25 protein-coding genes and 2 pseudogenes are annotated in these 23,900 nt (G+C 63.1%); 18 read left to right on the top strand and 9 right to left on the bottom strand.

Translation table 11 applies throughout. The features are described 5' to 3' along the window. Window positions 1–157 precede the first annotated feature (157 nt). Together PCO31110_RS12135 and PCO31110_RS12140 are read left to right on the top strand one after the other, a co-directional pair. The gene (locus tag PCO31110_RS12135) at window positions 158–451 is read left to right on the top strand and encodes a hypothetical protein (RefSeq protein WP_150690543.1); all 294 of its coding nucleotides are present in this window, start codon (window positions 158–160) and stop codon (window positions 449–451) included. Between the two features lie 282 nt (window positions 452–733). Then, window positions 734–934 (top strand): hypothetical protein, encoded by a 201-nt coding sequence (locus PCO31110_RS12140; protein ID WP_150690544.1) that lies wholly within the window; start codon window positions 734–736, stop codon window positions 932–934. Window positions 935–1,099: 165 nt separating this feature from the next. Here the strand turns inward: PCO31110_RS12140 and PCO31110_RS12145 are convergent, their stop codons facing one another. Further along, window positions 1,100–1,699, bottom strand: a complete 600-nt coding sequence (locus PCO31110_RS12145) for a plasmid pRiA4b ORF-3 family protein (protein WP_150690545.1) — start codon at window positions 1,697–1,699, stop codon at window positions 1,100–1,102. A 30-nt stretch (window positions 1,700–1,729) separates the two neighbouring features. After that, window positions 1,730–2,092, bottom strand: a pseudogene (locus PCO31110_RS12150) (transposase domain-containing protein); the annotation flags it as partial. Window positions 2,093–2,359: 267 nt separating this feature from the next. Between PCO31110_RS12150 and PCO31110_RS12155 the strand changes: the two are divergent. The 11 genes and pseudogenes from PCO31110_RS12155 to iscX form a co-directional block, all read left to right on the top strand. Then, a pseudogene (locus PCO31110_RS12155) lies at window positions 2,360–2,518 on the top strand (arsenate reductase/protein-tyrosine-phosphatase family protein); the annotation flags it as partial. Between the two features lie 169 nt (window positions 2,519–2,687). After that, complete coding sequence (locus PCO31110_RS12160; RefSeq protein WP_150690546.1) at window positions 2,688–4,799, top strand: site-specific recombinase; 2,112 nt, start codon at window positions 2,688–2,690, stop codon at window positions 4,797–4,799. Window positions 4,800–4,915: 116 nt separating this feature from the next. Beyond that, a complete protein-coding gene (iscR, locus tag PCO31110_RS12165; protein ID WP_010807464.1) occupies window positions 4,916–5,443 on the top strand; it encodes a Fe-S cluster assembly transcriptional regulator IscR in 528 nt (175 codons plus the stop codon). Window positions 5,444–5,474: 31 nt separating this feature from the next. After that, window positions 5,475–6,698 carry an IscS subfamily cysteine desulfurase gene (locus PCO31110_RS12170; RefSeq protein ID WP_010807463.1) on the top strand — a complete coding sequence of 408 codons (1,224 nt, stop codon included), beginning with the start codon at window positions 5,475–5,477 and terminating at the stop codon, window positions 6,696–6,698. 18 nt (window positions 6,699–6,716) lie between these two features. Next, complete coding sequence (gene iscU / locus PCO31110_RS12175) at window positions 6,717–7,124, top strand: Fe-S cluster assembly scaffold IscU (RefSeq protein WP_010807462.1); 408 nt, start codon at window positions 6,717–6,719, stop codon at window positions 7,122–7,124. 29 nt (window positions 7,125–7,153) lie between these two features. After that, window positions 7,154–7,477 (top strand): iron-sulfur cluster assembly protein IscA, encoded by a 324-nt coding sequence (gene iscA / locus PCO31110_RS12180; RefSeq protein ID WP_010807461.1) that lies wholly within the window; start codon window positions 7,154–7,156, stop codon window positions 7,475–7,477. Then, entirely contained in the window at window positions 7,443–7,688 is a 246-nt protein-coding gene (locus PCO31110_RS12185; RefSeq protein ID WP_081636112.1) for a DUF3565 domain-containing protein, read from the top strand. The genes iscA and PCO31110_RS12185 overlap by 35 nt, the downstream gene beginning before the upstream one ends. A gap of 209 nt (window positions 7,689–7,897) precedes the next feature. Further along, window positions 7,898–8,428 (top strand): Fe-S protein assembly co-chaperone HscB, encoded by a 531-nt coding sequence (gene hscB / locus PCO31110_RS12190; RefSeq protein WP_010807459.1) that lies wholly within the window; start codon window positions 7,898–7,900, stop codon window positions 8,426–8,428. Between the two features lie 86 nt (window positions 8,429–8,514). Next, the gene (hscA, locus tag PCO31110_RS12195) at window positions 8,515–10,392 is read left to right on the top strand and encodes a Fe-S protein assembly chaperone HscA (protein ID WP_150690547.1); all 1,878 of its coding nucleotides are present in this window, start codon (window positions 8,515–8,517) and stop codon (window positions 10,390–10,392) included. A gap of 23 nt (window positions 10,393–10,415) precedes the next feature. After that, window positions 10,416–10,757, top strand: coding sequence for an ISC system 2Fe-2S type ferredoxin (gene fdx, locus PCO31110_RS12200; RefSeq protein ID WP_010807457.1), 342 nt, complete (start codon window positions 10,416–10,418; stop codon window positions 10,755–10,757). A 52-nt stretch (window positions 10,758–10,809) separates the two neighbouring features. Beyond that, window positions 10,810–11,001, top strand: a complete 192-nt coding sequence (iscX, locus tag PCO31110_RS12205) for a Fe-S cluster assembly protein IscX (RefSeq protein WP_010807456.1) — start codon at window positions 10,810–10,812, stop codon at window positions 10,999–11,001. A gap of 124 nt (window positions 11,002–11,125) precedes the next feature. Here iscX and PCO31110_RS12210 read toward each other — a convergent pair whose 3' ends face one another. Beyond that, window positions 11,126–11,860 carry a glycine zipper 2TM domain-containing protein gene (locus PCO31110_RS12210; RefSeq protein ID WP_150690548.1) on the bottom strand — a complete coding sequence of 245 codons (735 nt, stop codon included), beginning with the start codon at window positions 11,858–11,860 and terminating at the stop codon, window positions 11,126–11,128. Window positions 11,861–12,309: 449 nt separating this feature from the next. On the opposite strand from PCO31110_RS12210, the gene PCO31110_RS12215 reads away from it, so the two are divergent. Further along, complete coding sequence (locus tag PCO31110_RS12215; protein ID WP_150690549.1) at window positions 12,310–12,912, top strand: hypothetical protein; 603 nt, start codon at window positions 12,310–12,312, stop codon at window positions 12,910–12,912. A gap of 333 nt (window positions 12,913–13,245) precedes the next feature. Here PCO31110_RS12215 and lysS read toward each other — a convergent pair whose 3' ends face one another. The 4 genes from lysS to PCO31110_RS12235 all read right to left on the bottom strand — a co-directional run bounded on the left by lysS (window position 13,246) and on the right by PCO31110_RS12235 (window position 16,697). Then, window positions 13,246–14,790: a lysine--tRNA ligase gene (lysS, locus tag PCO31110_RS12220; RefSeq protein ID WP_010807452.1), complete on the bottom strand. Its 1,545-nt coding sequence runs from the start codon at window positions 14,788–14,790 to the stop codon at window positions 13,246–13,248. 16 nt (window positions 14,791–14,806) lie between these two features. Beyond that, window positions 14,807–15,286, bottom strand: coding sequence for an Ivy family c-type lysozyme inhibitor (locus PCO31110_RS12225; protein WP_010807451.1), 480 nt, complete (start codon window positions 15,284–15,286; stop codon window positions 14,807–14,809). Between the two features lie 3 nt (window positions 15,287–15,289). Further along, window positions 15,290–16,394, bottom strand: a protein-coding gene (gene prfB / locus PCO31110_RS12230) for a peptide chain release factor 2 (protein ID WP_174977150.1) whose coding sequence is annotated in 2 segments (ribosomal slippage) — window positions 15,290–16,321 and window positions 16,323–16,394 — 1,104 coding nt in all. Because the reading frame shifts where the segments join, the coding sequence is not laid out codon by codon here. 81 nt (window positions 16,395–16,475) lie between these two features. Further along, window positions 16,476–16,697, bottom strand: a complete 222-nt coding sequence (locus tag PCO31110_RS12235) for a hypothetical protein (protein ID WP_010807449.1) — start codon at window positions 16,695–16,697, stop codon at window positions 16,476–16,478. 221 nt (window positions 16,698–16,918) lie between these two features. On the opposite strand from PCO31110_RS12235, the gene PCO31110_RS12240 reads away from it, so the two are divergent. Then, window positions 16,919–17,815: a LysR family transcriptional regulator gene (locus PCO31110_RS12240; protein ID WP_174979537.1), complete on the top strand. Its 897-nt coding sequence runs from the start codon at window positions 16,919–16,921 to the stop codon at window positions 17,813–17,815. Between the two features lie 107 nt (window positions 17,816–17,922). Here the strand turns inward: PCO31110_RS12240 and recJ are convergent, their stop codons facing one another. Both recJ and PCO31110_RS12250 read right to left on the bottom strand, forming a co-directional pair. Then, the gene (recJ, locus tag PCO31110_RS12245; RefSeq protein ID WP_010807447.1) at window positions 17,923–19,620 is read right to left on the bottom strand and encodes a single-stranded-DNA-specific exonuclease RecJ; all 1,698 of its coding nucleotides are present in this window, start codon (window positions 19,618–19,620) and stop codon (window positions 17,923–17,925) included. Beyond that, window positions 19,617–20,696 (bottom strand): hypothetical protein, encoded by a 1,080-nt coding sequence (locus PCO31110_RS12250; RefSeq protein ID WP_010807446.1) that lies wholly within the window; start codon window positions 20,694–20,696, stop codon window positions 19,617–19,619. Before PCO31110_RS12250 ends, recJ begins: the two co-directional genes overlap by 4 nt. A 171-nt stretch (window positions 20,697–20,867) precedes the next feature. Here PCO31110_RS12250 and PCO31110_RS12255 point away from each other — a divergent pair, with 171 nt between their 5' ends. From PCO31110_RS12255 to PCO31110_RS12265, 3 genes are all read left to right on the top strand, one after another. Then, window positions 20,868–22,121 (top strand): lipoprotein-releasing ABC transporter permease subunit, encoded by a 1,254-nt coding sequence (locus PCO31110_RS12255; RefSeq protein WP_010807445.1) that lies wholly within the window; start codon window positions 20,868–20,870, stop codon window positions 22,119–22,121. Continuing rightward, window positions 22,114–22,839 (top strand): lipoprotein-releasing ABC transporter ATP-binding protein LolD, encoded by a 726-nt coding sequence (gene lolD / locus PCO31110_RS12260; RefSeq protein ID WP_010807444.1) that lies wholly within the window; start codon window positions 22,114–22,116, stop codon window positions 22,837–22,839. Before PCO31110_RS12255 ends, lolD begins: the two co-directional genes overlap by 8 nt. A 210-nt stretch (window positions 22,840–23,049) precedes the next feature. Then, window positions 23,050–23,898, top strand: coding sequence for a TatD family hydrolase (locus PCO31110_RS12265; protein ID WP_150690551.1), 849 nt, complete (start codon window positions 23,050–23,052; stop codon window positions 23,896–23,898). Window positions 23,899–23,900 lie beyond the last annotated feature (2 nt).

Genomic DNA, 23,900 nt, shown 5'->3' on the forward strand with positions numbered 1-23,900 from the left:
AGCGGTCAGGCTCGCTCTGGTGCAATGGAACCGTCTACTGGACCGAACCGGAGTACTGGAAGGCTAGTGCGTTACTGCTCGGCCAAGCCCGCGCTTATACTTTCTTGAACTAACAACAAGGAAACTCCTGATGCGCCGGGGCACCAACGAGCATTTGATGTGGTCCATGATCGACCGTCGGCGGCGCGCCGTCTGGATCCGACTAGGCTTTTTTGCCGGCGCAGCGACGTTCCTTGGCCTCAGTTACTACCTTCTATTCCACGCGTATGAGGCGTTTGCGTTTCACAAGCCGCTGTCGTGGGGGCGTTACTCGGTCAGGACCTATCGGTTCGAGGATGGGGCCAGAGCGTACTTCTACGTGGCAAGCCTGCACGTTGTCGGTGGGGTCATATTCGTTGGATTGAGCGTCTGGTACTTGCTCAAGGGGATATTCGAACGACCATGGGTGTAAGACCCTCAAGACAGCAGACCCGAGATCCTGATCAGATCGGGGAAGGTGGGTACGGGCAATAATTTAACGTCGCCGCGCCGACGCGGATCTGCTCACTTGGAGGTATAGCCAGAATTCGAACGCGCGACTGGAGAGGGACGTCCCAAAGCTGGCGCGTATGGCGAAATCCACCTGTCGGAAAATGGCCGGATTGCGAATTACTACGCATCAATCCCTGACTGCCGTGGCCGTCATTGCGGCCGGCGCAAGGTTCGGTTGAACTGATCCACAACGGAGCTGGATATGACACGCTACGAACCGCTGATATGGCTCGCGCTATCTGTCGTTGGGCTCTATGCGCTACGCCGCTTGTACCGGCGCGGGTTCAATCTTTACGATCCTGTCCTCACCGAGAAGGAAAGCAGGCGGCGCGATATCAGATTCGCGGCATTCGTGGTGCTCTATATCGCTGCTGCGGTAGGCAGTTTTTTCGCCAAGCAATAGGGCGCCTCACTCTGTTCACCGTGAACCGCGCTTTGGCGGACTGGATACGGCAGGGGCACCGCGCAGCGCTGCGGCCATGCCCGCAGATGCGATTGAGCCGGACGAACACCCACGTAGGCGGGTGAGCAACATCGTAAGCGCGTCGTCAGTACCGTCTTGACAACGTTATCGGTTGCCCCAGCGGTTGGATGCCATACGCATTAACGTGGCGTTTGCCGCGCGCATATCGAACAGTTCGGGGTCGAAGACAGGGCCAACCCAACTACGGTAATGGTCGGCTTCTTCGCTATCTGGGTGGTCGCGTAACGCGGCGAGGAATGCCTCGTACCCAGGCGGTCCGCCCACGTCCTCGGGGGGGGGGCAAGCGCGTGCGCCGTCGATGACCTGGGCGACTCCCCAGGGCTCTCGGCCGATGGTCTCAATTTTCTCGACGACGATGTCGTGATCCCAGCCGTCGCCGAAGTCGTATCGGTAGAGGATGCGGGATCCCGGTCGCAGTGCCTTATGCACTTTGGCTTTCCGGTCGTCGAGCGTTTTGTCCAGGTTCATGAACTCCAAGCCCGCTTCAGTGTCGAGCTGGGCATAGGTCTCGTCGTCGATCAGGAAGTCGTGTAGATGGGCATCCGACCAGCCGAAGGCGGCTTGCAGGATGTGGTGCAGCTTGCGCAGTGACTCGGTTCCTTCGACGGTGATCCGGCGCCAGATCGCCGGTCTGATGTACTGCAATTGCACACGCAGGGTGTAGAGCTGGAACGACTTGGCCATCGGGTCTCCGGGGTATGGATGTCGATGGCATTATCCCTTTACTGTGCTGAGGCGGTCATGCTGCCACGGCAGTAACGCGTTGATCCGGTTGATCGGTTGATCCGCGATGCACGCCAGGACATAGCGCAGATAGGCCTCGGGATCGATGTTATTGAGTTTGCACGCGCCGATCAGGCTGTAAATCGCGGCAGCACGTTCGCCGCCCGAGTCCGCGCCAGCGAACAGGTAATTGCGCCGGCCGATGGCCACGCCACGCAATGCCCGCTCAACTGGCAGATTGTCGGTTTCCAGTTGTCTGTCGTCGCAGTAGCGCGTCGGAGCTTCCCACCGGTTCAGAGCGTAGAGAATCGCCTGACTCGTGTCGGATTTGCGCGAGAGCGTTGCCAGCGTCGCGCTCAAGCAGCAAGGCTTTGAGCGCTTCAACATCATCCGGATAGGTGTCGGCCGTGGGCATGCCCGCAGTTTACGCGGGCGCCGGCACGTTTACAGCGCCGAACTCGGCTCGGTCGTGCGCACCGGTTGCCGCCAGTCGATACCTTCGAGCAGCATTGGTAACTGTACCTGGCTCAGGCAGACCACGCTCCAGGCGCTTCATGAGTAGACACATGCCATCACCGCTCCACCACAGCACTTCTCACGGCACGTTGTCCGGTTGAGTATCGTCACAAGGTCGTGCGCCTGGTGGACTTTGCAACGTGTCACGACGCCACTGAAGTACCCGACCCATACTACGGTGGTGCGCAAGGCTTCGAAACTGTGCTCGACTATATTGAGGACGGTCTCGACGGCCTGCTTGCGCGACTGGAAAAAGAGACCTGAAGCATTGGCGTTCGACGGATGAACGGTACGGGACGAAAGACTGAGCATCTTCCGCGACACGCGTCGATGGGGATATCATTCGCCCCAGCATCGGCGCGGTTGCGCCGGTTCGGCGGGTATCCCCTGTCTTTCGTCACCTCGGTGTCTCTCATCACCCGTTCCCCAATCGATGCTCAATTCGCTCAATTCGTACTGGCGTAAATGGCGCGCCTCTCGTCACGCCGGCCATCAGCTCGACGAACTGCTTGCACACGCCGACCCATCTGCGCCGCTGGCCGTCCGTAATCAATGGCTGATCGAATTGGCGCATTGGGTGCAAAAGCGTGGCGCGCTCGTCAATGAAGTGGAAGTGCGCGAGGCGGGCGAGGCGGCGCGTTATCGTCCGCATACCCGCCTGCGCTATCTGCTGCAAATGCTCGACCGGAATCCGGCATGGCGTTTGCCTGTTGCTCGCACGCTGCGTAGTGTCATTCACGAGAGCGACGCGATTTCGTTGCTGTGCGATACGGGCTTGCCCGTGCGGCCGGGATTTTGGGGCGCGCTGGTCGAGCGTATCGAGAAGGCGCTGATTCCGCCGCCGCCGACACGACGCGATCTCTCCGCGTTGTGCTCGCTCATGTTCCCCGACGGCGACGCGGCCGATTGGATCGCCGCCATGCCCCCCGAACTGCTGGTCGATCTCATCGCGCTGCTGCATTACGGCGAGGACGAGGATGACGACGCCGACTGGAATCCGTTCGCCGACGATCTGCTTGCCGCAATGCATCACCTCGTCGACCAGATTGCGTCGACCGGGCTGTCGCAGGCGGTGCGTTCCCGTCTGACATATCCGCGTGCCACCGAATCGCCGTTCTACCGGCTCGGACGCGCCATGCAGGAACTCGAAGATGCCGGGCAGGCGTTCGCGCATGGTGCGCCGCCGTCACAGCACTTCGTGCAGCACATCAACGTGTTTCGCGCATTGCTCGACGATTGCGGCCGCGCGGCGCGTCAGGTGTATGCGCATCTCGACGAGAACGGCGTGAGCGTGGATATCGTGTTTCAGGTGGAGCGGGCCAAGGCGCGTATTCGCCGGCTCGAGCGTCTGCTCGAGGCGTGGCTGACCCAGGCCGATGAGGATCGCGCTACGGCGCGCGTGCGACTGTTCGCCGATCTGGTGCGCGCGAATCGGGCGAGCCAGAGCGTGGGTGAACTGGCACGGACCTCGTTCGGACTGCTGGCGCGCAAGGTCGTGGAGCGCAGTGCCGAGACGGGCGAGCACTACATCGCCCGCAATCGCAGCGAATACTTCGCCATGTTGAAGATGGCCTGCGGCGGTGGCCTCGTGACGGTGGTGACCGTCTACGTGAAGTTCCTGATTGTGAGCATGCACCTGCCGACCGTTGTCGAGGGCTTCCTCGCCGGTGCCAACTACGCGCTTTGCTTTCTTTTCATGCACTTTTGCCACTTCACACTGGCGACCAAGCAGCCTGCAATGACGGCACCGGCCATCGCCAGCAAGCTTGACGACGTGGACACGCCCGCTGGCATGGACGCCTTCGTCGGCGAGGTGATCGCCCTCGTGCGTACGCAGGCGGCGGCCATCTTCGGCAATCTGGCGATGGTGTTTCCGTTCTGCCTGCTGGTGCAGTGGGCGGTGTCGGCGGCGCTAGGTATGAATACGATTTCGCCCGAAAAGGCTCACGCGACGCTCACGTCGTTCTCGATTTTTGGTGTCACACCGCTCTTTGCGATCCTGACCGGGGTGCTGCTGTGGTTCTCGAGTCTGATTTCGGGCTGGGCGGACAACTGGTTCGCGCTACACGGCATCGGGGATGTGCTGGCCTACAACCGGCGTCTGCGCTTCGTCTTCGGCCGCAATGGCGCGGCGCGGCTGGCGGATGGGTGCCGTCGTCACATCGCCCCTGTGCTTGGGAATCTGACCCTCGGCTTCATGCTGGGGCTGGTGCCGGCCGTGTTGACAGCGTTCGCGCTGCCATTCGAGGTGCGCCACGTGACGTTGTCGACAGGCTCGATTGCCACCTCCATTGGGGTGCTGGGCATCCCGGTGCTGCACGATTCAGCCCTTTGGCTGGCGGTGGCTGGTGTCGGGTCGATGGCCCTGCTCAACGTTGGCGTCAGTTTTGCGTTAGCATTCCACATGGCGCTCCGATCACGTCCACTGCGATTGGGCGACCGCCGGCAAATCCATCGCGCCATCTGGCGCGCCGTGCTGCGCAATCCTCTGGTGCTGTTGTTCCCTCTGCGCTCCCCGCAGAGGGATGCCCGTCCCGAAAAATAAGAAATTTCACGAACGGGTGAGGGAACTTCCGCAAAAAATGGGCCAGAAGTACTTGACTAAATTCGTAGGGAATTTATACTTGACGAAAATAGTCGAGATTAATCCCCTGCATCATCATGAGACTTACCACGAAAGGCCGTTTCGCCGTTACGGCGATGATCGATCTGGCCATGCGCCAGGACGCGGGTCCCGTGACGCTTGCGGGCATTAGTCAGCGTCAGCGAATTTCCCTCTCTTACCTGGAACAGTTGTTCGGTAAGCTGCGTCGCCACGAGATCGTGGAGAGCGTGCGCGGGCCGGGCGGCGGTTACAGCCTTGCGCGTCGAGCGGAAGAAGTGACGGTTGCTGACATCATCATTGCGGTCGACGAACCGCTCGATGCCACCCAGTGCGGCAGCAAGGGCAACTGCGAGAAGGGCCAGGACGGCCATCGCGGCCACTGCATGACGCACGAGCTGTGGGCGACACTCAACCAGAAGATGGTCGAGTATCTCGATTCCGTTTCGCTGCGCGACCTTGTCGAGCAGCAACGTAGCAAGCAGGCCCAGCAGGCCGTTCTGCGCGACACCCGCGAGTCCGGCACCAACAGCCAGACCATCGCTACGCGCATTCCCAATTCGGTCTTCGATATGGCCCGTTCATAACAGGCGCCACGGCACGATCCTGGAGCACCCCATGAAAAACGACACCCTCAACCTCCCCATCTATATGGACTACAGCGCCACGACGCCGATTGACCCGCGCGTCGTGGACAAGATGTTGCCCTACCTGCGCGAGCAGTTCGGCAACCCGGCATCGCGCAGCCACTCGTTCGGCTGGGCTGCCGAGCAAGCCGTGGAGGAGGCGCGCGAGGAAGTCGCCAAGCTGGTGAACGCCGATCCGCGCGAGATCGTCTGGACGTCGGGCGCCACCGAGTCGAACAATCTCGCCCTCAAGGGCGCAGCGCACTTCTACCAAGGCAAGGGCAAGCACCTCGTCACGGTGAAGACCGAGCACAAGGCCGTACTCGATACGATGCGCGAGCTTGAGCGCGAGGGCTTTGAAGTCACGTATCTGGACGTGAAGGACGACGGTCTGCTCGATCTGGACGTTTTCAAGGCGGCATTGCGTCCGGACACGATCCTCGTCTCGGTCATGGCCGTGAACAACGAAATCGGCGTCATTCAGGATATCGGCACTCTCGGTGAGATCTGCCGCGAGAAGGGCATCATTTTCCACGTTGACGCCGCCCAGGCGACCGGGAAGATGCCGATCGATCTGGACAAGCTGAAGGTCGACCTGATGTCGTTCTCGGCGCACAAGACGTATGGCCCGAAGGGTATCGGCGCGCTGTATGTGCGTCGTAAGCCGCGTGTGCGTATCGAGGCACAGATTCACGGCGGCGGTCACGAACGCGGTATGCGTTCGGGCACGCTGGCCACGCACCAGATCGTCGGCATGGGCGAGGCGTTTCGTCTCGCACGTGAAGAAATGGCAGCAGAGAACGAGCGCGTGCGTATGCTGCGCGATCGTCTGCTGCGCGGTCTGACGGAAATGGAAGAGGTGTATGTGAACGGCGACATGGAACAACGTGTGCCGCACAACCTGAACATCAGCTTCAATTTTGTCGAAGGCGAATCGCTGATCATGGCGATCAAGGATGTCGCGGTGTCGTCGGGTTCGGCGTGCACGTCGGCCTCGCTGGAGCCTTCGTACGTATTGCGTGCCCTGGGTCGTAACGACGAACTGGCGCACAGCTCGATTCGCTTCACGGTGGGTCGTTTCACGACTGAGCAGGAAGTCGACTACGTGGTCGAACTGCTCAAGGGCAAGATCGGCAAGCTGCGCGATCTGTCGCCGCTGTGGGAAATGTACAAGGACGGGGTCGATCTGAAATCGATCCAGTGGGCCGCACACTGAGCATTCAAGGAGTTAGCCATGTCGTACAGCAAGGAAGTTCTGGATCACTACGAAAACCCGCGTAACGTTGGCTCGTTCGAAAAGGGCGACGACGCTGTCGGTACCGGTATGGTCGGTGCCCCGGCTTGCGGTGACGTGATGAAGCTGCAGATTCGTGTGAACGAAGCCGGCGTGATCGAAGACGCCAAGTTCAAGACCTACGGCTGCGGTTCGGCGATTGCTTCGTCGTCGCTCGTGACCGAGTGGGTCAAGGGCAAGACGCTGGATCAGGCGCTCGACATCAAGAACACCCAGATCGCGCAGGAACTGGCGCTGCCGCCGGTGAAGATTCACTGCTCGATTCTGGCCGAAGACGCCATCAAGGCGGCCGTGGCCGACTACAAGCAGAAGCACGGCCAGTCGGCCGAGCCGGCAAAAGCTGCCTGAGCGGCACGACGGATAAAGGAATCGGCACGATGGCCATTACATTGACCGAGAAGGCCGCGCAGCACGTTTCGCGTTATCTGACGCGGCGCGGCAAGGGCGTAGGCCTGCGGCTGGGCGTGAAGACGACCGGTTGCTCGGGCCTGGCCTACAAGCTGGAGTACGCCGACGACGTGGCGGGCGAAGACACGGTCTTCGAGAGCCATGGCGTGAAGGTGATCGTCGATCCGAAGAGCCTGCCGTACATCGACGGCACCGAACTGGACTTCGCGCGCGAAGGCCTGAACGAAGGGTTCCGCTTCAATAATCCGAACGTCAAGGATGAGTGCGGCTGCGGCGAGTCTTTCCGCGTCTGACGCCGCGCCGTTGCGCGAGATCGTCGGTTTTCGGCAAGACGATGAAGGCCAATGGGTCGCGCGACTGGCGTGTGGGCATGGGCAACATGTCCGGCATCTTCCCCCGTGGCAGATCCGGACGTGGACGCAAACTCCCGCAGGCCGTGAAGCGATGCTCGGCACCACACTGCCCTGTCGCAAGTGCGAACGCGGCGAGCCGGCGGAGGCGTGAAGCGCGTCGGGTGCGCTGAGTATGTTAGGCGACGCAGTGAGATCGCAGCGGACGCCGTCAACGACGGCAGACGTGGCGAGAGCCTGCCGGGCGGTGAGCAGTAGCGTAGGCAGCAAGGCGGCGCGAGCCGCTTTTTTTACGGGCCGAAGGCGGGTGGCGTGACGCGACGGCATATCGCATCGACGCCCGTGACGAATGAAGAGTGCGCGATGAGTGCGTTGACTGACAACTATTTCACGCTGTTCGATTTGCCGCAGCGCTTTGCGCTCGATACCGAGGCGCTCGAGACGGCTTACCGTGCCGTCCAATCGCGCGTGCATCCGGATCGATTCGCGAGCGCGAGCGACGCCGAACGGCGCGTGGCCATGCAATGGGCTGCGCAGGCGAACGCTGCCTATCGCACGTTACGCGACCCGTTACAGCGCGCGACGTACCTGCTTACGCTGCAAGGCATCGATGTGGGCGCGGAGAACAACACCGCGATGGCCCCCGATTTCCTGATGCAGCAGATGGAGTGGCGCGAAGCGATCGACGACGCCGTCGCTGCACGCAATATCAACGCCCTCGAAGCGCTTGCCCGGTCTCTGCGCGACGATCGTCGCGTGCGGCTCACCAAGCTGGGCGACTGGCTCGAGAGCAGCGCATGGCAGCCGTCGGCGGAAGCCGTGCGGCAACTGATGTTCATTGCGCGCGCCGAAGACGACATCGCGCAGCGCATCGAAATGCTGGAAAACGCGTGACGGCCCGGTGCGGCGCCGTCACATGTCATTGAGAACTGCTTGAGAACAGGGTGCACGCGCGAGCGCGTCGCCCGCATTGCAAAGTCATGGCCCTTCTGCAAATTTCCGAACCCGGCATGTCCCCTGCGCCGCACCAGCGGCGGCTCGCCGTGGGCATCGACCTGGGCACGACGCATTCGCTCGTGGCCTCCGTGCGCAGCGGTGTGGCCGAAGTCCTCCCCGACGACCAGGGCCGCGTGCTGCTGCCGTCCGTCGTGCGTTATCTGGGCGGTCACCGTACCCAGATCGGCCACGACGCCAAGGCGGCTGCGGCTACCGATCCGCGTAATACCATCGTCTCCGTCAAACGCTTCATGGGCCGGGGTCTGGCCGATGTCGCTCACGCCGATAATGCGCCGTACGAATTCGTCGACGCGCCCGGCATGGTGCAGATGACAACCGCAGGTGGCGTGAAGAGTCCGGTGGAAGTGTCTGCCGAAATTCTGGCCACACTGCGTCAGCGCGCCGAAGACACGCTCGGCGACGATCTGGTGGGCGCCGTGATTACCGTGCCCGCGTACTTTGACGACGCGCAGCGTCAAGCCACCAAGGACGCCGCGCGTCTGGCCGGCCTCAACGTTCTGCGTTTGCTCAATGAGCCGACGGCAGCGGCGATTGCGTACGGGCTCGACAATGGGGCGGAAGGCCTTTACGCCGTCTACGATCTGGGCGGCGGCACGTTCGATATCTCGATTCTTCGTCTGACGAAGGGCGTGTTCGAAGTGCTCGCTGCGGGCGGCGATTCCGCGCTCGGCGGCGACGACTTCGATCAGGTGATCTTCCGCTGGGTGCTGGAAGCCGCCGGTCTCGACGCCGCCTCGCTCACGCCCGAAGACGTACGCGGCCTTCTCGATCATGCGCGCACCGCGAAGGAAGCGCTGACCGATGCCGAACAGGCCCCCATCTCGCTTGCGCTGTCTGGCGGGCGCAACGTTGCGCTGCAACTCACGCGCGAGCAATTCACCGCGCTTGGCGCGCCGCTCGTGCAACGCACGATCGGCCCGATGCGCAAGGCGTTGCGTGATGCCGGCATGGGGCAGGAAGACGTGAAGGGCGTTGTCCTCGTGGGAGGCGCGACGCGCATGCCGCAAGTGCGCGCGGCCGTCGCAGGCTTCTTCGGCCGTGAGCCGCTGATCGATCTCGATCCGGATCAGGTGGTGGCGCTCGGCGCCGCCGTGCAGGCCAACTTGCTGGCCGGCAACCAGGCGGAAGGGGACGATTGGCTGCTGCTCGACGTTATTCCGCTCTCGCTCGGTGTCGAGACGATGGGCGGCCTCGTCGAAAAAATCATCCCGCGTAACGCGACGATTCCGGTGGCCCGCGCCCAGGAATTCACCACCTTCAAGGACGGCCAGACGGCGATGGCCATTCACGTGCTGCAAGGCGAGCGCGAACTGGCCTCGGATTGCCGCTCGCTGGCCCGGTTCGAGCTGCGGGGCATTCCGCCGATGACGGCCGGTGCGGCGCGTATTCGCGTGACGTATCAGGTCGACGCCGACGGGCTGCTTTCCGTCTCGGCACAAGAAGTGCATTCGGGCGTGGCGGCCTCCATCGAGGTCAAGCCGTCGTACGGTCTGGCAGACGACGACATTTCGCGCATGTTGCAGGACAGCTTCGGTTCGGCCGAACAGGACATGCGTGCACGCGCGCTGCGTGAGCAGCAGGTGGAAGCCGAGCGTCTGCTGGTGGCGATCGATAGCGCTTTGCAGGCCGACCCGGAATTGCTCGATGCCGGTGAGCGCGCCAAGATCAATGGCCTGCTGGCCGACTTGCGCCAGAAGGCCTCTGGTGACGATCAGACCGCGATCAAGGCAGCGACCGAAACGCTCTCGCACGCGACGGACGAGTTTGCCGCACGCCGCATGGACAAGAGCATCCGCGCAGCGCTGGCCGGCCGGCGCGTGGCGGACATCGACAAACTGTAAGACACACACGGAAATTCAAAGTTATGCCTCAAATCGTTGTATTGCCTCACGTCGAGCTGTGCCCGGAAGGCGCCGTGCTGGAAGTTCCGACGGGCATCTCCGTGTGCAGAGCACTGCTGGACAACGGCATCGAGATCGAGCATGCATGCGAGTTGTCGTGCGCGTGCACCACGTGTCATGTGATCGTGCGCGAGGGCTTCGAGTCGCTGGCGCCGGCGGAAGACGAAGAGGAAGATCTGCTCGACAAGGCCTGGGGCCTTGAGCCGACGTCGCGCCTGTCGTGTCAGGCGCTGGTGCCTGCCGACGGGGATCTGGTTGTCGAGATTCCGAAGTACACGATCAACCACGCCAAGGAAAATCACTAAGCAACGCCGTTGGCGTCGTGTGGTGACAAGTCAGGAGAAAAGGAGCCTGCCCATGAAATGGACTGACATTCAAGACATCGCGATTGCGCTTACCGAGGCCCATCCCGATATCGATCCGCAGTACGTTCGCTTCACCGACCTTCACCAATGGGTGATGGCGCTCGACGGTTTCGACGATTCGCCGGACCGTGCCGGTGAAAAGGTGCTGGAAGCCATTCAGATGGCGTGGATCGACGAAGTCTGACGACTGTCTATCGCGTTGGAATCAACGATTCCGCCAAAACAAAAGCCGCTCTGTCGAGCGGCTTTTGCGTTTTCTGCGATGCGGGTTACGGCAGACATCGATGATGAGGCATCGGCTGCCGCGATCATCCCGCGCGCACTAGCCCGTTGTTCTCGAGGCGCACACGGTCGCCCGGCTGCACGCCCGGTGCCGACTGATACGTCCAGTAGCGCGTCGTGCCGGTGTCCATGCGCACGTACACACGATAGACAGTCTCGGAGCGCACGCGCTTCTCGACTTCATTGCCGGCCAGACCACCGCCCAGTGCGCCGACCACCGTCATTGCGGTACGGCCGTTACCGGCGCCGAACTGATTGCCCAGCAGACCACCCGCGACTGCGCCACCGACGGCGCCCAGACCTGAAGCGCTACCCTGCGTGCGGATCGGTTCGATCGACTGCACGGTGCCGCACGTCGAACACGTTGCCGCCCGTTGCTTGGCGGGCGCTTCTGACGTTTGTGCGTACGACCGCTGCGGGGCAGGGGCACGTTGTGCCGGCGCCTGCGGCGGCGCGTACTGCGCTTGTTGGGGCGGTTGCTGCGGTGCCTGTTGCAAGGCCTGCTGCGGTGCTTGTAACGGCGCCTGTTGCGAGGCTTGCGGCTGCGCCTGCGGCGATTGCAGCGAAGGCGATGACGGTTGTGCCGCCGAGGTCAGTGCGTACTGCGAACTGTTGCTGGTCGGCGTGGGGCCATCCGTACTCTTGGCCACAGGCAGCACGCCTGTGATCGCGGCGACGCCGAGCAGACTGACGACGACGATACTGCCGGCAGCCGCAGCGGCCAGGGGATGCATGCGACGCGGTTGCAGATCGTTATCCATGTTGTTTTCTCCATCGTGCGGTTGTTGCGAACCCCTTTCTACGTGCTGGCGGGCACGGGCGTTTCGCATGAGAAAAGTTTCCGTCAAGGCAAGCGCGGCGTACGTTTCATTTTGTAACGCGATGTAAGATGTGCATCGTAGCGACACCTCCTCAGGTGCGCTGCAATGGCAGGATAAGTCTATGAGATATATGGAGATTTTCCTAGGGTGACGGCATTCATCGCACCCGTCGTGAGGGCGTGTCTTAACAAATGAAACAAGTCGTGCGGGAGGGCAGACGTGAATCGTCAGGCGACGTCATCCGATGGGGCCGTGGGCCGTGCGGCGTATAGCTGTTAGCGGTGACGTTGACGATGCAGTTGATTGCACTGCATGTGCGGCGGCGGTGGCGCGCGCATAATGGCGCGTATTGTCTGTGAACGTCATTTTCGCCTATTTGCGCCAACGTCATGATCGATACATTGCCCCCGCTGGATACTCCGTTCGATGTGGCCGCCCATCCGCACGTCTATCCGTATGTGGTGCAACGCACCTGGGTCGACACGAATGATCCGTCGGGCGACGTCAGCGAGCCGTTTTCCGACGACGTGTTCGTCACGCTCGTGCTCGATGGCCCGACAGGGCTGCGCCGGTTGCAATCCCAGGATCTGCATGACGCCGGTCTGACGTTCGAAGCGGCGTTTGCGCAAGCGGCATCGAACCTCTCGCGCGCCTGGTCGGCGCGGCACTTCGAGTTTGGCATTGCCCGGCTGGACGACGGTACCCTGATCGGTGGCTGTCGCGGTAACTGGATGGCACCTGCAGGCGGTCTGGTGCTGGGCAATCTCTACCAGTCGATGGTCGAACACTTCGACGTGGACGAGTTTGCCGCCGTCGCCGTTAATCGCACATTTCTTCTCGCATTTCCGACCGACACGAAGACGCTGTCCTCGCTCGCGCTACGCCAGTTGGTGGAGGAAGGCGCGAGCGGTGCGATTCTGCCCATCTCGCGTCGCTGGCTGCGACTGGATGGCGACTGGCCGTCCGCTTATCGCGGTGAACAGGTATTTTAGAAATATTTTGCGCCGGTTGGCGCGGGTGATGGCCTCGGCGCCGGCGCGCTCGAATTCGGCGAAGGCGCACGTGTTCGATCAGCCGGGCGGGCCATGCAATACAGCTCGCGCTGCCGCGCAAGGTCATAGGCGTGGCTATCACCCTTGGCGAGCAAGGCGAGGACGCAGAGGTCAAGCACGCCTTTTTTTAGTGCGCGGCCACGCAGCGAGACTTAACGTGCTTGGTTTTCCAAATTCCGAGGACAAAAAAATGCCGCAGCGCCCTGACGAGGGCTGCGGCATTTTCATGGTGACCGTAGTGCGAGGCGAGGGGACCCGCCTGCTGCCCTGCGATCAGTCTTCGCGGCGCAGGTGCGGGAAGAGCAGCACGTCGCGAATGTTGGGGCTGTCGGTGAGCAGCATGATCAGACGGTCGATGCCGATACCGCAGCCGCCCGTGGGGGGCATGCCGTATTCGAGCGCGCGAATGTAGTCGGCGTCGTAATACATGGCTTCTTCGTCGCCGGCGTCCTTTTGCTCGACTTGCGCCCGGAAGCGGGCAGCCTGATCTTCCGGATCGTTCAGTTCCGAGAATCCGTTTGCGATCTCGCGCCCCGTGATGAACAGCTCGAAGCGCTCGGTGATGCCCGGCAGCGTGTCCGATGCGCGTGCCAGCGGCGAGACTTCCACCGGGTAGTCGATGATGAAGGTCGGCTCCCACAATTGGCTCTCGGCCGTCTCTTCGAACAACGCCAGTTGCAGCGCGCCCAGACCGGCGTTCTTGAACTGAGGCGCATCGACCTTCACGCCGTACTTGCCCAATGCGCCGCGCACGAAGTCGATATCGGCCAGTTGCGCGTCGGTGAACTCCGGCGCGTACTTGCGGATGGCTTCGACGATCGTCAGGCGATGGAACGGCTTGGACAAGTCCAGTTCGCGACCCTGATACTGGATGGTTGCGGTGCCGCGCGCATCGATCGCCGCATTGCGGATCAGCGATTCGGTGAAGTCCATCAGCCAACGGTAGTCCGTATAGGCTGCATAAAACTCCATCATCGTGAATTCCGGATTGTGGCGCGGCGACACGCCTTCATTGCGGAAGTTACGGTTGATCTCGAACACACGCTCGAAACCGCCGACGATCAGGCGTTTCAGATACAGTTCCGGCGCGATACGCAGATACATTTGCATGTCGAGCGCGTTGTGATGCGTGATGAACGGCTTGGCTGCGGCGCCGCCCGGGATCGGGTGCAGCATCGGGGTTTCGACTTCCATGAAGTCGGCGTCCGTCATGTGCTTGCGGATCGAGGCGATGGCCTTGGCGCGAGCGCGGAACGTGCTGCGCGTCTCGGGCGAGGTGATCAGGTCGACGTAGCGTTGACGGTACTTCGTTTCCTGATCCGACAAGCCGTGGAACTTGTCCGGCAGCGGGCGCAGGGCCTTGGCGAGCAGGCGCAGCTCCTTCACCTTAACCGACAGTTCGCCGGTGCGCGTGCGGAACAGCGTGCCGGTTGCGGCGATGATGTCGCCGATGTCCCAGCCCTTGAAGGCAGCCATGGAATCGGTGCCGACGTCGTCACGGCCGATGAAGAACTGGATCTGACCGCTGCCGTCCTGCACCGTGGCGAAGGCGGCCTTGCCCATCACACGCTTGAGCATCATGCGCCCGGCCACCGACACGGGAATGGGTTCGGCTTCGAGCGTTTCGTTATCCACGTCCTGGAAGCGCGCCTGCAGATCGCCGGCCTGATTCTCGGGACGGAAATCGTTCGGGAACGCGACGCCGTTGGCGCGCAGTGCCTGCAGCTTCTCGCGACGCTCCGCGATGAGCTTGTTGTCGTCCTGCGGCAGGTCGCCAGCCGGAGTGGCCGTTTGGGCCGGAGTGTTTTGATCGGTCATGATGCGAGCGATGAGGTTATTCGGTAAAACGTAGCGTGTGCAGCAGGGCATTCTTGAGCGAGCCGTCGGGCGCGCCCAGCCAGATCAGTTCGGTGCGATCCTGATGCGCTCCGGCATTGGCCGCCGCACTCGGGTCTCGCACGAACAGCGCCGCGATCGCCTGTGAGCGCGGCTCATACAAAATGTGGACGTACTCGCTAGGGCAGTCGTGCGGCTTGCAGCTTTGCACCAGCAACCAGGGCTTGCCGGCCACACTCACGCGTTGCGACGGCGTCGACGTACCCCCCTGACGCACCCACGCGGGAACACCGCGCGGCGCGACAATGCGCGCATACGCGCCCGAGAAGTCCGGGCGCTTGAGCAGTTCATGCAGGTACGGTCCCGTCTCGGGATTTGCACCGGGTGCGCCCGGCGTGCTGGCCGGGGCAGCAATGGCGGCGCGCTGCATGCACAACGCACTCACCACCCACACGGCTAGCGTGCGGACAAACGCCATTCCTTACACTCCCTGCTTGAGACTCGCGGAGATGAAGTCGTCCAGGTCGCCGTCGAGTACCTTGCCGGTATTGCCGGTTTCCACCCCAGTGCGCAGGTCCTTGACGCGCGACTGGTCGAGCACGTACGAGCGAATCTGATGGCCCCAGCCCACATCGGTCTTGCTCGACTCCAGCTTGTCCTGCTCGGCGCGACGCTTGCGCATCTCGTGTTCGAACAGGCGCGAGCGGAGCATGTCCCATGCTTCGGCGCGGTTGCGGTGCTGCGAACGGTCGTTCTGGCAGGCCACGACGATGCCGGTCGGGATGTGCGTCAGACGAACAGCGGAGTCGGTCTTGTTGATGTGCTGACCGCCTGCACCGGAGGCGCGATACGTGTCGGTGCGCACGTCGGCCGGATTGATGTCGATGTCGATCGAATCGTCCACTTCCGGATACACGAACAGGCTGGCGAACGACGTGTGGCGACCGCCCGACGAGTCGAACGGCGACTTGCGCACCAAACGATGCACGCCGGTTTCCGTACGCAGATAGCCGTAGGCGTAGTCGCCAGTGACCTTCAGCGAGGCGCTCTTGATGCCCGCGACGTCGCCGTCCGACACTTCGAGCACTTCGGCCTTGAAGCCCTTGCGTTCGCAATAGCGCAGGTATTGGCGCAGCAGCATGCCGGCCCAGTCGTTGGCCTCGGTGCCGCCGGCGCCGGCCTGGATGTCGATGAAGCAGTTGTTCGGATCGGCCGGGTTGTTGAACATCCGGCGGAACTCCATCTCGCCCACGCGTGCGGCGAGACCCTGCGTGTCGCTCTCGAGCGCCAGCAACGAGTCTTCATCGCCCTCGTCGCGGGACATTTCGAACAGTTCCTGCGTATCGGAAAGGCTGGCGTCGAGTTCGGTCAGGTTGGTGACGATGCTGTCGAGCGCCTTCTTTTCCTTGCCCAGTGCCTGCGCACGTTTGGAATCGTTCCAGATGTTGGGGTCTTCGAGTTCTTTGTTGACTTCAATCAGGCGAGCTTGCTTGACATCGAAGTCAAAGATACCCCCTGAGCTCGCCAACGCGGGTGCGCAGGTCGGCGAGCAGGGATTCAAGGGCGTTAAGGCGTTCGGCTTCCATGAGCTATGACGGTTGCGAATTCGGGAAAACCGCAATTATAGCGCAGCGAAGCCCCCATTCCCCCTACATTTCAGGGATATCTCAGCGCGCGGCGCGACGCAGACCGAAGGCGTCGCGGGCGTAGCCGGCGTCCGCGAGCGACGTGTCGTCGAACGAGGCGAGGGCTTCCGCCTGCAACGTCTGCTCATAGTGCTGGCGCCATTGATCGACGGCGCGGAAGAACAGGCCGAGCGGCGTGACCGGCGCAGCCACCACCGGTGTGAAGGCGTTGACTTGGGCAGCGGCGGACAGAGGGCGGAGCATGATGTGACTTCCTTCGGGAGTGGCGATGGACTGACCGCGGCGGGATGCCGTGGCAGACGTCGCACTAGGGATAACCCGAAGCTTATGCCTTTCCGTTACGCTAAAAAAGTGAAATGTTGAGGCGATTTTGTTCACTATTATTGAAGTGTTGCCGCTCGTCGCTTAACATGGGTCGATTCGATCCAATTCCTGTTGTCTGCGGCCTGGCCCGGGAGACGTTCATGGATTTTCTGCAACTTCAGACCTTCAAGGCCGTCGTCGACGAAGGCGGCGTGCTTGGCGCTGCCGAAGCACTGCACTGTGTGCAGTCGAACGTCACGGCGCGCATCCGGGCGCTTGAACACACGGTAGGCGTCAAGCTCTTTCACCGGCAGGGGCGACGTCTGCAACTCACCCCGAGCGGGCGCACGCTGCTGGGCTATGCGGAGCGGATTCTGGCACTCGCGCGCGAGGCCAGCGCGGCGCTCAATCCGGCCAGCGAGCCGTCCGGCGACTTTTCGCTGGGGGCCATCGAGTCGTCGGCGACGTCGCGCTTGCCTGCGGTGCTGGCGCGGTTCCATGCCGCGTATCCGAAGGTTCGTTTGAATCTGGTGACCGATACGTCGCTCAACTTGCTCGACGAGATCCAGCACGGCCGTGTCGACGCCGCCCTGATTGCGGGCACGGCCTGCCTCGAAGCGCAGGCGCAGGCCGTTGTCGTGTCCGATGAGGTCTACCGCGAGCCGATCGTGTTGGTGGCGCCGGCGCGGGCGGGACGGGTGCTCGAAGCGTCGGACCTGTCGGGCGCCACGCTCCTGATGTGGCCGCCGGGCTGCCCGTATCGCGCCACGATGGAGCAATGGCTGGCGGCGAACGCCGTCACGCCGGGCCGCATTCTGAGCTACGGCAGTTACGCGACCATCGTAGCCTGTGTCGGCGCGGGCGTGGGTTACTCACTCGTGCCGCGCGGCATCTATCTGCGATACCGGCAGGAGGCGAACATCGTGGGACATGCGATGGAGGACCTCGCTGCCGTGCCGAACTTCTTCGTCCGGCATCGCGGTGTCGACGTGCATCCTGCGCGCGAAGCCTTCCTGCGCGTGATGCACGAGTACGTCGCCGAGGCGCAGTCCGCGTAGTTTTCCCGCCAGACGGGAACGCAGGCGAGTCGTTGCGTGAAGTGCTCGCCGGGGGGGCGGAGAGTCCGACACGGTGCGCTGCGGATCTGCAAGCGCTTCGCGTCGCGTCAGGCCTGCGCGTGCTCGACGATCATCTGCACGCGCGACACGCCGTTGAAGGTGTCTGCGGCCAGTCGATACGCGAACCGCGCACGGCTTGGCAACGTGTCGGCGTGATTGAACCAGATGGCATTGAAGCGCATGCGTCCACGACCGAGTTGCAGCTTCAGGTGCTTGTCCTTGAGGATGGCTTGCGAGAGCACATCGAACTCGCCCGAGAACACCGGTGGCGGGAAGCCTTGCCCCCACACTTGCGCGTCGAGCAACGCGACGAACGGCGGCACGAAGCACTCGTCGCCAATGTCGCCATCCGTTTCGATCACCCGAGACAGTGTCTTCTCGTCGAGCCATGCCTGTCCAACCGCCTCGAATGCCGCCTGAAAGCGCGGCAGGGCGTCGGCAGCTATCGTGAGGCCAGCGGCCATCGCATGGCCGCCAAACTTGCCGATCAGGCCCGGTTCGCGTTTCGTGACCAGATCGAGCGCGTCGCGCAGGTGGAAACCGGGAATCGAGCGGCCGGAGCCCTTGATCTGCCCGTCGTCGCCTGGGGCGAACACGATGGTCGGACGATAGAACTTCTCTTTGAGGCGCGCGGCAACGATTCCGATGACGCCCTGATGCCACGTTTCGTTGAAAGCGCAGAGCGTGGTGGCGGCGCGAGGATCGAAGCGCGCCAGGTCGGCCAGCGCTTCCTGCTGCATTCCGGCTTCGATTTCGCGGCGTTCGCGATTCATTGCATCGAGTTCTTGCGCGAGCGTCCACGCGCGGCCGTCGTCGTCCGTGAGAAGACACTCGATGCCGAGCGACATGTCGGCGAGGCGTCCGGCGGCGTTCAGGCGCGGGCCGAGGCCGAAGCCCAGATCGAAGCTGCCTGCCTGCCGTGCATTGCGGGCGGCCGCGCGAAAGAGGGCGTTGATGCCCGGATGCATGCGGCCTGCGCGCATCCGCGAAAGTCCCTGCGCCACCAGAATGCGGTTGTTGGCGTCAAGTTTGACGACGTCCGCGACCGTGCCCAGTGCGACCAGATCGAGCAATGCGTCGAGACGGGGTTGTTCGCGCGCATCGAACGCGCCGCGTGCACGCAACTCGGCCCGAAGCGCGAGCAGGACGTAGAACATCACGCCGACACCGGCCAGATTCTTGCTCGGGAATTCGCAGCCCGGCTGGTTCGGGTTGACGATGCAGCGCGCGTTGGGCAATTCGCTGCCGGGCAAGTGGTGATCCGTCACCACGACTTCGATGCCGAGCGCCTGCGCGGCAGCCACGCCGTCGAGGCTGGCAATGCCGTTGTCGACCGTGATCAATACGTCGGGTGGCCCTTGTTTGCCTCGCGCGGCCAACGCCACGATTTCGGGCGTCAGGCCGTAGCCGTATTCGAATCGGTTCGGCACCAGATACTCGACCTTCGCACCGAACATACGCAGACCGCGCACGGCCACGGCGCAGGCGGTTGCGCCGTCGCAATCGTAATCGGCCACCACCAGCATGCGTTTGCCTGCGGCGATAGCGTCGGCAAGGAAAACGGCGGCGTCTTGCGCCCCTTTGAGCTGTGCGGGCGGTATCAGGCGGGCGAGCGCCGTTTCCGTCTCGGCGCTCTCGGCCACCCCGCGCGAGGCGAACAGGCGGGCGAGTACCGGGTGGACGCCGTCGCGCGAGAGGGCGTCGGCCGTCGCGTCGTCGACATGGCGGGTGACGATGTCGGTCATGCCACTTCCTCGCCAAGCCGGGCGAGCGGCACCATGCAGGCGCCGAGCGGCTGTCGGCGCCAGAACTTGCGCAGGTCGCTGCTGCGCGAGCGGATCGTCACGCTGTGGCTGTCGCCGCACAAAGTGAGTGCGACTTCGCGCGCTTGCCCCTTGGCGATGCGCTCAAGCGCGGGTGCCAGCCACATGCGGTCGATGTCGACGAGGGCATCGCGCCAGCGCGCCCAGTCTTCCACGAGGAAATACGGCGTGAGGGTGTCGATCTGCACAAGGGTGCGGCCGTCTGCGGCGGCGAGACCGGCGTCGGTGCCGTGCAAGGCGATTTGCAGGTGGGTGGCCAGGCCGCGTGTCGCGGGGTCGTCCGCCAGAATGGTCACGCAAGGCCGGTTCAGACGCGGGGCGGCGATACGCTGGCCCCCGGCGTACAGCCAGAGGGCATTGACCGGCGGCAGGCGGCGTGCTTCGCGAGCCTGATTGGCCGGATGGTCGTACCAGGCCATCTGCACTTCGTTCTGCCACTTGCGCCACGTCAGTTCGGCCTTGCCTTGCGGCAGCCAGATATCGACGTTCCGGCCGGCAGCCCGCGCGGGCGACGCGGTGAGCAGGTCGCCCAGCGCCGGCGCGCTCAGATACCACCGGTCGGGACGCGGGGCGATCAGCTCGGCGCCTTCCTCGGCAAACAGCGCGTGCGCCGTGGTGAAGAGGGCCGCCGATTCCTCGGCGCTCAGCGCCAGTTCAGACGGGGCCGTCAGCACCAGATGGTCGGTGGCGATATGGATGTGCGCGGGCTGCGCGCAGTACCAGAAGCGGGTGTCGAGCGTGCCGCTGTCTTCCAGCAGCATGAAGGGGGCTAGTGGCGCGCGCGAGGGCCCGCCGGGCAGGCCAAAGGCGTCGGCCAGCCAGCGTTCATGCGGCAGCGTGGGAACAAACGGGTCTTCCGGCACGTCTTGCGCCGACTGGACGCCGCGCGCGAGCAACTTTTCGAGCGCGGGCAACTCCAATCCGGCCAGCAGTGCGGGCAAGTGGGCCGACGCGGGCAGCGCGAACGGCAAGAGAAAGTGCAAGGCAGGTGTATCCATGTCGAGGCGAATTGTATGGCAAACTTCGCGCTGGCAGTTGGGTGACCCTGACGTCAGGTACGGAACGTACCGTCCTTCGCGCCGGGCAGGGGCCGGGCGCGGAGCCCGGACGCCAGTGCAGACCGGCGCCGCTACGCTCCGATCGATCCTTATCAAGAATCAGGAATCCGTTTGAAATTCCCATACGAATGGCAGATCGGCTGGCGCTATACGCGCACCGGCAAGCGATCATCCGGCAACGGTTTCATTTCCTTCATTTCCTTCATCTCCATGGCTGGCATTGCGCTGGGCGTGGCAGCGCTCATTGTGGTGCTCTCGGTGATGAACGGCTTTCAGAAGGAAGTTCGGGACCGCATGCTCTCCGTGCTGGCACACATCGAGGTCTTCGCCGTCGACGGCAATCTGCCCGACTGGCAGCGCACGGCCGCCGAGGCGCTACAGAACAAGAACGTCATTGCTGCCGCTCCCTATGTGGGCGAGCAGGCCATGCTCACGCGTGACGACAACGTGCGCGGCGTGGTGCTGCGCGGTATCGTTCCCAGCGAGGAAGCCAAGGTTTCCGATCTCGGCAAGCAGATTACGGACGGCACGCTCGCCAACCTGACACCGGGCGGATTCGGTATCGTGCTCGGACGCGAACTGGCCCGGGCGCTGGGGGTGACCATCGGCGACAAGATCACACTGGTGGCGCCACAGGGAACCATTACCCCGGCCGGGGTGCTACCGCGCGTGAAGCAATTCACCGTGGTGGCCATCTTCACGGCGGGACACTATGAATACGACAGTTCGCTCGCGCTCATCGATCTGCACGACGCCGAGACGCTGTTCCGTCTTGATGGCCCGACGGGCGTGCGTCTGAAAATTCAGGACATGGAGCAGGCGCCGCTTGTCGCGCGTGACCTTGCCAAGACGCTGACCGGCAACATGTGGGTGCGCGACTGGACGCAGCAGAACAAGAACTGGTTCATCGCCGTGCAGACCGAAAAGCGCATGATGTTCATCATCCTGACGCTCATCATCGCCGTGGCCGCTTTCAATCTGGTGTCCTCGCTCGTGATGACGGTGACCGACAAGTACGCGGATATCGCTATTCTGCGCACGCTCGGTGCACAGCCCGGTTCGATCATGAAGATCTTCATCGTGCAGGGCGTGACCATCGGCTTCGCCGGGGCGTTGCTCGGGGTGGCGCTGGGCTGTCTGGTGTCGGTCAACATCGGCACCATCGTGCCGTTCATCGAGCGCTTGCTTGGCATACACTTCCTGCCGCAAGACATTTACTTCATCTCCGAATTGCCTTCGGATCTGCAATCGACGGACGTGATCCGCATCGGGGTGATTTCCTTCATCCTTTCCGCGCTCGCGACGATCTACCCGAGCTGGCGTGCTTCGCGTGTCAAGCCGGCGGAGGCCCTGCGCTATGAATGACGCCAACAAACCCATGGCTCCCGTGTCGAACCTTGCTTACGACGGCCCGGTGCTGAGCGCGCGCGATCTCCACAAGACGTTCCGGCAAGGCGAACTGAATGTGACGGTGCTCAGCGGCGCGAGTCTCGACGTGTTACCTGGTGAGAAGGTGGCGATCGTGGGCGCGTCGGGGTCGGGCAAGAGCACGCTGCTGCATGTGCTGGGCGGGCTCGACGACCCGTCGCGTGGTGAGGTGTCGCTGCTGGGCAAGCCGTTCTCGTCGCTCAAAGAGCGTGACAAGACGGCGCAGCGCAATCGGTCGCTCGGCTTTGTCTATCAGTTTCACCATCTGCTGGCCGAATTCTCGGCGCTCGATAACGTGGCGATGCCGCTGCGGATTCGTCGCTTGCCGACCGAGCAAGCGCGCAAAACGGCGCAGGCGATGCTTGAGCGCGTCGGGCTGGGCCCGCGCGTGAAGCATCGCCCGTCGGAGCTGTCGGGGGGCGAACGTCAGCGCGTGGCGATGGCGCGAGCCCTCGTGACGCAGCCGGCTTGCGTGCTGGCCGATGAGCCGACCGGCAACCTTGACGGCCATACCGCCGAGACGGTGTTCGAACTGATGCTCGAGTTGTCCGAGACGCTGAAGACCAGCTTCGTGATCGTGACGCACGATATCGATCTGGCCCGTCGTTGCGATCGCGCGTTGCGGCTGCGCGAAGGCGTGCTCGAACCGGCCTGAACATCGGGCGAGCGCGCTGGCCCCGGATGTCGGGCGAAATTGGCGAAGCGCCGGGGGATCCCCGGCGTTTTGCTTTTCAGGCGCGAGCGAAGCAACGTCAGTTTCGGCAACGTCCTAGACTGTAACGCGGTGTTTTCCGATGGTCATCAACGGCGCGGCGTGCGAGCCTTGTCATCGACCCGTAGAATTGACGCTCAAGGACACCTGACCATGTGGATCGATACCCATTGCCATCTCGATGCGGCCGAGTTTGACGCCGACCGTGCGACTGTAATTGCCGACACTGCCGCTGCGGGCGTGGTGGGGTTGGTGGTACCCGCTGTTGAATGCGCGACGTTCGACGCGGCGCGCGCTGCTGCCGGGGCGATCTCCGGCGGCGCCTATGCGCTGGGCATTCACCCGCTCTACACGCCGCGTGCGCGTGATGAAGACATTGCCACGTTGCGTCGCGCCGTCGAGCGGGCGATGGGCGATCCGCGTTTTGTCGGTATCGGCGAGATCGGGCTGGATTTTTTCGTCAGGACACTTGATCCCGAGCGTCAGCAGTTCTTCTACGTCGAGCAATTGAAGATCGCGCGCGACTTCGATTTGCCCGTCATCCTTCATGTACGCCGCTCGCAGGACGCATTGCTCAAGCAACTGCGCATCTTCACGCCGCGCGGCGGTATCGCTCACGCCTTTAACGGCAGCCGCCAGCAGGCGGATATGTTTGTCGAGCGCGGCTTCTGCCTGGGGGTTGGCGGTCAGATGACGTTCGATCGTGCCTTACAGATTCGTCGTCTCGCAGTGGACGTGGCGCTCGATGCCCTCGTGCTGGAGACCGACGCACCCGACATTGCGCCGGCGTGGCGTTACAAGCAACGCAATAGCCCGGTCGAACTGCCACGCATCGCGCAGGTGCTGGCGGATCTTCGCGGCGTGTCGATCGACGCGCTGTCGAAGGCGACGTGTGCCAATGCGTGGCGCGTGCTACCGCGTCTGCCAGGGGCCATGGCCATGACTCCCGGTGACGGGCCTGCCGCAGACACCTCCCTCATCTCCAACGAACCTGCGCGCTGACG

Origin of the sequence: Pandoraea communis (assembly GCF_902459745.1) — a bacterium.
In the GTDB taxonomy this organism is placed as follows: Bacteria; Pseudomonadota; Gammaproteobacteria; order Burkholderiales; family Burkholderiaceae; genus Pandoraea; species Pandoraea communis.